This is a genomic window from Devosia sp. (assembly GCF_028290645.1).
Lineage (GTDB): Bacteria > Pseudomonadota > Alphaproteobacteria > Rhizobiales > Devosiaceae > Devosia_A.
In genome coordinates this window covers 1-6,717 of the sequence record NZ_JAQGJL010000124.1, presented here as the reverse complement: position 1 = coordinate 6,717, position 6,717 = coordinate 1, and the positions used below count along the sequence as shown (strand labels likewise).

The 6,717-nt window shown below is 66.1% G+C and carries 9 protein-coding genes; 1 reads left to right on the top strand and 8 read right to left on the bottom strand.

The features are described 5' to 3' along the window. From JWQ89_RS07115 to JWQ89_RS07105, 3 genes are all read right to left on the bottom strand, one after another. Positions 1 to 684: MFS transporter (locus JWQ89_RS07115; RefSeq protein ID WP_299639632.1), on the bottom strand; the 684-nt coding region annotated here is incomplete at its 3' end. A gap of 104 nt (positions 685 to 788) precedes the next feature. After that, positions 789 to 1,847, bottom strand: a complete 1,059-nt coding sequence (locus tag JWQ89_RS07110) for an MFS transporter (RefSeq protein WP_366143975.1) — start codon at positions 1,845 to 1,847, stop codon at positions 789 to 791. A 9-nt stretch (positions 1,848 to 1,856) separates the two neighbouring features. After that, entirely contained in the window at positions 1,857 to 2,015 is a 159-nt protein-coding gene (locus JWQ89_RS07105; protein WP_299639628.1) for a hypothetical protein, read from the bottom strand. Between the two features lie 168 nt (positions 2,016 to 2,183). Here JWQ89_RS07105 and JWQ89_RS07100 point away from each other — a divergent pair, with 168 nt between their 5' ends. Continuing rightward, positions 2,184 to 2,498, top strand: coding sequence for a Dabb family protein (locus JWQ89_RS07100; protein ID WP_299639626.1), 315 nt, complete (start codon positions 2,184 to 2,186; stop codon positions 2,496 to 2,498). On the opposite strand, the gene grxD is transcribed toward JWQ89_RS07100, so the two are convergent. From grxD to purL, 5 genes are all read right to left on the bottom strand, one after another. After that, positions 2,482 to 2,817, bottom strand: a complete 336-nt coding sequence (gene grxD, locus JWQ89_RS07095; protein WP_299639623.1) for a Grx4 family monothiol glutaredoxin — start codon at positions 2,815 to 2,817, stop codon at positions 2,482 to 2,484. The genes JWQ89_RS07100 and grxD overlap by 17 nt on opposite strands. A 232-nt stretch (positions 2,818 to 3,049) precedes the next feature. Next, complete coding sequence (locus JWQ89_RS07090; RefSeq protein ID WP_299639621.1) at positions 3,050 to 3,682, bottom strand: HAD-IA family hydrolase; 633 nt, start codon at positions 3,680 to 3,682, stop codon at positions 3,050 to 3,052. After that, positions 3,679 to 3,912 carry a BolA family transcriptional regulator gene (locus JWQ89_RS07085; RefSeq protein WP_299639619.1) on the bottom strand — a complete coding sequence of 78 codons (234 nt, stop codon included), beginning with the start codon at positions 3,910 to 3,912 and terminating at the stop codon, positions 3,679 to 3,681. Before JWQ89_RS07085 ends, JWQ89_RS07090 begins: the two co-directional genes overlap by 4 nt. Before the next feature lie 94 nt (positions 3,913 to 4,006). Further along, positions 4,007 to 4,519, bottom strand: a complete 513-nt coding sequence (msrA, locus tag JWQ89_RS07080) for a peptide-methionine (S)-S-oxide reductase MsrA (RefSeq protein ID WP_299639618.1) — start codon at positions 4,517 to 4,519, stop codon at positions 4,007 to 4,009. 250 nt (positions 4,520 to 4,769) lie between these two features. After that, on the bottom strand, positions 4,770 to 6,717 hold a 1,948-nt coding region (gene purL, locus JWQ89_RS07075), incomplete at its 5' end, for a phosphoribosylformylglycinamidine synthase subunit PurL (protein ID WP_299639616.1).

The following is a 6,717-nucleotide window of genomic DNA, read 5'->3' as shown; positions in this document are numbered from 1 at the left end:
TCCGGCGAGGCCGTACAGCAGCGCCGAACGGTTGGTGAGGACGATGCGGAAGCCGTCGAACACCGAGGCGAAGCTCAGGGGCCGGCGATATTCGGGATGCATGGTCTCGGGGAGGCGGAAGAAGGCCCAGAGACCGATCAGGGTCGCGAGCCCCCCCATGAACAGGAAGATGTGCTGCCACGGGCCGGTCAGCAGGATCACCTGCCCGATGCCGGGCGCGAGGATCGGGATAGCCATGAAGATCATGAAGGTGAGCGCCATGATCTCGGCCATCTCGCGGCCGGAGAAGCGGTCGCGTACCACCGCCGTGGCGATGACGCGGGTGCCGGCGGCACCGAGGCCCTGCACGAAGCGGAGCCCCAGCAGTACCGCGAAATTGGGGGCGAAGGTCGCGGCGAAGGCGCAGATGACATAGATCACCAGCCCGACGAAGAGCGGCCCGCGCCGGCCGAAACGGTCGGTGAGGGGGCCGAAGGCCAGCTGCGCAACGCCGAAGCCGAGCATATAGACGCCGACGACGAACTGGCGCTCGTTCTCATGGCTCACGCCCAGCGCCTCGCCCATGTAGGGCAGGGCCGGCAGCATGACGTCGATGGCGAGGGCGTTGAGCGCCATGAGCGCTGCGACAAGAACAATAAACTCGACGCGGGACGGGTCCCGCGACGCGACGGCAGTTTCGGACATGTGATAACTCGGGTGGCCAGGGGGACGGCCTGAAAGGCCGGGACGATGCCCGCATCGCCTGCTTTTTGCAACCCGATCCGGGTAATATTGCTGAGAGGTAGGCCCTATTGGGCGGGCTTGAGCTGGAACGAAGCGGCGCTGGTTTCGCGAATGGGCACGTGCACGGCGGCCGAGGCGAGGCCGAGCAGGATGCCCAGGTACCACACGAGGCTGTAGGAGCCAGTGTGATCGTAGACGAAGCCGCCGAGCCACACCCCGACGAATGAGCCGAGCTGGTGGCTGAAGAAGGCGACGCCGTAGAGCATGCCCATGTAGCGTGCGCCGAAGAACAGGGTGACGAGCCCGGCGGTCAGCGGCACGGTGGAGAGCCAGAGGAGCCCCATCGCGGCGGCGAAGATGTAGGCGCTGGCCTCGGTGACCGGGAACAGCACGAAGAGCCCAATCGCCACGGCGCGGCTGAAGTAGATCGTCGCGAGCAGCAGCTGCTTGGGCAGCCGGCTGCCGAGATAGCCCGAGAGCAGCGAGCCGACGATGTTGAACAGCCCGATAACGGCGATGGCCCAGCTGCCGACCTCGGGCGAGAGGCCGCACTGCACGAGGTAGGCGGGCATGTGGACGTTGACGAAGGCGAGGTGGAAGCCGCAGACGAAGAAGCCGATGACGAGGAGCCGGTAGGAGCGGAAACCCCAGGCGCGGCTCAGCGCCTGCATGAACTTGAGGTCAGCCTGGCCGGTGGCGCGCTCGGTGCGGCCGCGCAGCGCATAAGTGAGCGGGATCACCAGCGCGAGGATGGCAGCGGCGTAGAGCAGGGTGCTCTGCCAGCCGAAATTGGTGATGAAGGCCTGGCCGAGCGGCGCGAAGGCGAACTGGCCGAGGGATGAAGCCGCGGTGGCGACGCCGAAGATGAGGCTGCGCTTTTCCTGCGGCACGCTGCGGCCGAAGGCGATCATCACGGTGGAAAAGGATGAGGTGGCGATGCCCACGCCGACGATGATGCCGGCGGTGAGATTGAGCAGCGAGCCGGTGGGGGAAACCACCATGAGCGCGAGGCCGAGGGCATAGACCAGGAGGCCACCGACGATCACCCGGGCGGTGCCGTAGCGATCGGCGAGGCCGCCGGCGAAGGGTTGCGCGACGCCCCAGGCGAGGTTCTGGATGGCCATCGCCATCCCCTAGGCCTCGCGGGTCATCCCGAGATCGGCGGTCATCGGCAGGGTCAGGAGGCCGAAGCTGGTCCGGATGCCGTTGGTCACCGCGGCGATGATGCAGCCGGCGACGATCAGCACGATCAGCGGCGTCGCAAGCGAGCGTGGGGCAGTGATCGAGAACATGGAGGGGGAATCTCGGGGAAGGACGAGCCCGTGTACCTACACAGTCGGGCCGGGCGTGAGAAATGCTTTTAGGTGATACCGCCATCACGCAAATCGATGGCGGACGGCATACCACAGTTGATCGCGGGCAGGACTCGACTATCTACAGGGCGACACCGGAGCGAGCCCGTGATCCGCCACATCGTCTTCTTCACCGCCAAGGAACCCGGTCATCTCGATGCCATCGTCGAGGGGCTGGAGCTGCTCGGGCAGATCCCGCATTCGCTGCATTTCGAGGTGACGCGGAACGCCAAGGTCGACCAGATCGGCAACGACGTGGACGTGGTGGTGTATGCCGAGTTCGAGGACGAGGCGGCGCTCGCCGCCTACAAGGCGCATCCGCTGTACGCGGAAGCCACCAAAAGAGTTCGGCCGCTGCGCGAGTTGCGCTACGCGGCCGACTTCAAGGCGCTGGAAGCGGTGAGGCTCAGGCGGTCTGCTTGATCGCGATGCCTTTGCCGGCGAGGTGCGACTGCAGCTCGCCCGCCTGGAACATCTCGGTGACGATGTCGGCGCCGCCGATGAACTCGCCCTTGATGTAGAGCTGGGGGATGGTCGGCCAGTTGGTGTAGGCCTTGATGCCCTCGCGCAGTTCCTGGTTCTCGAGCACATTGGCGCTGTCGTAGTCGACGCCGAGGTAGCCGAGAATCTGTACGATACGGCCGGAAAAGCCGCACATCGGGAAGTCCGGCGTGCCCTTCATGAACAGGAACACGTCGTTGTTCTTCACTTTGTCGTCGATGAACGCGTTGATGTCGCTCATATGAATGCCTTTCGTGGGGCCGGGAGGAAGCCAGCTCGTCTTCGCTTAGATAGTCCTGCAATGCGGCGCTGTCGAGGTGCGGCATCGGTGGTTGACGATGATGGGTTCCTGTCTGGCCCCAGCCACCGGGTCATTTCCGCGAAAGCGGGAACCTCAGTTGTCGCGCAACCGGCACCATCGCAAACGGAGGTCCCCGCTTGCGCGGGGATGACACCGAGGGTGGGACGGGGGCCTATGCTTGAGCCGCCAGCCGCTCCGCGATCCAGGGATGGTTGGTGACATCCTCCAGCTCGTCGAACTGCACGGCTTCCCAGCCATGCTCGCGCGCGCCCTTGATCACCGGCTCGGAGTCGTCGAAGAACAGGGGTGGCTCATCCTGGGGGCCGAGACGGTTGCTCACCCACTCGTAATAGGGCTTGGCGGGCTTGGCGTGGCCGATGCGGGCGGAGTGGAAGATGTCGTCGAACAGCTCGCCGAACTTCAGCGTCTGCCAGAGCCACTGGGCCCGCATGTGCTCCTGGTTGGTGGCCAGGTAGAGCTTGACGCCGGTGGCCTTGAGCTTGCGCACGACGTCGAGCAGCGGCTCGTTGACGTGGCTGTCGTGGCTCAACCAGTAGCCGGCGAAGGCCATCGAGGGGCCGCGGAAACCGAGGCTGGGCAGGGTGCGGTCCAGCGCCTCGAGCAGCGACATCTGCCCGACGATCACCTTCTTGATGAAGACGTCGTAGATGAACTCGTCTTTGAACCGCTGGGGATCGACCCCGAGATCGGCCAGGAGGTTCTCATCCCAACGGAGCTGCTTATGAGGCTTGGCGTGGTAGCCGTGGACGAGGACGCCGTCGACGTCGAAGAGGACGGTTCTCAATCCGGGGCTCGCGTCTGCAGGGCGAGGGAGTGGAGCACGGTGCCCATGTCTTCGCCGAAGGCGGCGTTGACCATCTGGTGCTGCTGGACGCGGGTCTTGCCGCGGAAGGATTCCGAGATCACCGTCGCGGCGTAGTGGTCACCGTCGCCGGCGAGGTCGCGGATTTCGACGGTGGCGTCGGGGAGCGCCTGCAGGATGCGGCGTTCGATTTCGTTTGCAGCCATGCCCATGGCACGTCTCCCGGTGGTTGAGCCCGGCTCAGATGGCATGCGGGGGAGGGTGGTTCAACGCAGGCGGGCGCCCGTTTCCCGGCGCCCGTCGAAATTACGCCGCCTGGCGCTTGGGCAGCTTCCAGTTGGGGCGGACGAAGTGGCAGGTGTAGCCGTTGGGGATGCGCTGCAGGTAATCCTGGTGCTCGGGCTCGGCCTCCCAGAAGGGGCCGACGGCCTTTACCTCGGTGGTCACCTTGCCCGGCCAGATCCCGGAGGCCCCAACGTCCTTGATGGTCTCCTCGGCGACGCGCTTCTGCTCGTCTGAGGTGTAGTAGATGGCCGAGCGATAGCTCATGCCGACATCGTTGCCCTGCCGGTTCTTCGTCGACGGATCATGGATCTGGAAGAAGAACTCGAGGATGTCGCGGTAGCTGATGCGGGTGGGATCGAAGATGATCTCCACCGCCTCGGCGTGGGTGCCGTGGTTGCGGTAGGTGGCGTTGGCCACGTCGCCGCCGGAATAGCCGACGCGCGTGGAGATGACGCCGTCGCGCTTGCGCAGCAGCTCCTGCACGCCCCAGAAGCACCCGCCAGCCAGTACCGCCCGCTCAGTGTTGGTCGTCATGCCGTGTCTCCATTATTTTGGGATGCGCAATATATAGGTGCTCGGGGTGGAAACCGCGAGTTCACAAATACACGATGTCATCCCGGCGAGAGCTGGGACCCAATTGTCCGCTTGCGCTGTGGTGGGATGGGTCCCAGCTTTCGCTGGGATGACATCGTGGCGGAGGAGGGAGCGAGGCCGCCAAAGGAAACGGAGGTTCTCGCTTTCGCGGGAATGACCCGGTGGGTGTGGGGCCAGTCCACGGCTCCAACTAGACCTCAGAGATCTCGCCGGCCATGAACGCCGGGAACCAGCCTTCGTGGGCGGCGCGGAGTTCGGTTACGGCGACCGGGCGGGCTTCGCCGAGCGTCAGGGTGGTGCCGCCGGTGGTGCCGATCCAGGGGGCGAAGACCCCGGCGTAGGGGTAGACTTCCTCGTAGAACCTGTCGAGGTTTTCGCGGCTCATGGTGACGAGGTAGCGGCCCTGGTCTTCGCCGAAGAACAGCGGCAGCGGGTCGCCGCCGTCGAGCTGGTTGACGGTGGCGCCGATGCCCGAGGCCATTGCCATCTCGGCGAGGCCGACGGCGAGGCCGCCGTCCGAGAGGTCGTGGATGGCGGTGGCGGCGCCGTCGCGGATGAGGATGCGGACGAGGTCGCCGACCTTCTTTTCGTGCTCGAGATCGACCGGGGGCGGAGTGCCGTCCTTGCGGCCGAACAGTTGCGAGAGGTAGAGCGACTGGCCCAGATGGGTGCCCCACCAGTCCGGCGCGCCGAACAGCAGGATCGCCTGGTCTTCAGCGGCGAAGCCGACGCGGGCCATCTTCGACCAGTCGGGGATGAGCCCGACGCCGCCGATGGTCGGGGTTGGGAGGATGCCGCGCCCGTTGGTTTCGTTGTAGAGCGAGACAGTGCCGGAGACGATCGGGAAGTTGAGTGCGCGGCAGGCGTCGCCGATGCCTTTTACCGCATGGACCAGCTGGCCCATGATTTCGGGCCGCTCGGGGTTGCCGAAATTGAGGTTGTCGGTGGCGGCGAGCGGGTCGGCGCCCGTGGCGGTGAGGTTGCGCCAGCACTCGGCGACGGCTTGCTTGCCGCCCTCGTAGGCGTCGACCTCGCAGTAGCGCGGGGTGACGTCGGAGGAGAAGGCGAGCGCCTTGGTCGGGTGGCCCTCGACGCGGATGACGCCGGCATCGCCACCGGGGCGCTGCAGCGAGTTGCCCTGGATCAGCGTGTCGTACTGTTCGTAGACCCAGCGGCGGGACGAGAGGGCCGGGGAGCCGAGCAGGCGCAGCAATGCGTCGGCGATATCCATCTGCGGGACGTCGTCGGCGGCGAGCGCCTTGGGCGGCACGGGAGCGGTCCATGGCCGATCGTACTCGGGCGCCTGGTCGCCGAGGTCCTTGATCGGCAGGTTGGCGACTTCCTCGCCCTTCCACATGACGCGGAACCTGAGGTCGTCGGTGGTGTAGCCGACGGTGGCGAAATCGAGCTCCCACTTCTCGAAGACGGCGCGGGCTTCGGCTTCCTTTTCGGGATGCAGCACCATGAGCATGCGCTCCTGGCTCTCGGAGAGCATCATCTCATAGGGGGTCATGGCGTCTTCGCGGACCGGCACCATGTCGAGGTTGAGCTCGACGCCGAGGTCGCCCTTGGCGCCCATCTCGACGGCGGAGCAGGTGAGGCCGGCTGCACCCATGTCCTGAATGGCGATTACGGCGCCGGTGGCCATGAGCTCGAGGCAGGCCTCGAGCAGGCGCTTCTCGGTGAACGGGTCGCCTACCTGCACGGTGGGGCGTTTTTCCTCGATGTCGTCGCCGAATTCGGCCGAGGCCATGGTCGCGCCGCCGACGCCGTCGCGGCCAGTCTTGGCGCCGAGATAGACGACGGGCAGGCCGACGCCTTCGGCCTTCGAGTAGAAGATCTTGTCGGTGTCGGCGAGGCCGGCGGCGAAGGCGTTGACGAGGATATTGCCGTTGTAGCGCTCGTCGAACTCGACTTCGCCACCCACGGTCGGCACGCCGAAGGAGTTGCCGTAACCGCCGACGCCGGCGACGACGCCGGAGACGAGGTGCCGGGTCGTTTCGTGCTTGGGGTCGCCGAAGCGCAGGGCGTTCATGGCCGCCACGGGCCGGGCGCCCATGGTGAAGACGTCGCGCAGGATGCCGCCCATGCCGGTGCCGGCGCCCTGGTAGGGCTCGATGAAGCTCGGATGGTTATGC

Coding starts and splice junctions, on each gene's coding strand:
- JWQ89_RS07110 (WP_366143975.1), bottom strand. CDS start 1,847: ATGGCCATCCAGAACCTCGCCTGGGGCGTCGCGCAACCCTTCGCCGGC.
- JWQ89_RS07105 (WP_299639628.1), bottom strand. CDS start 2,015: ATGTTCTCGATCACTGCCCCACGCTCGCTTGCGACGCCGCTGATCGTG.
- grxD (WP_299639623.1), bottom strand. CDS start 2,817: ATGAGCGACATCAACGCGTTCATCGACGACAAAGTGAAGAACAACGAC.
- JWQ89_RS07085 (WP_299639619.1), bottom strand. CDS start 3,912: ATGGGCATGGCTGCAAACGAAATCGAACGCCGCATCCTGCAGGCGCTC.
- msrA (WP_299639618.1), bottom strand. CDS start 4,519: ATGACGACCAACACTGAGCGGGCGGTACTGGCTGGCGGGTGCTTCTGG.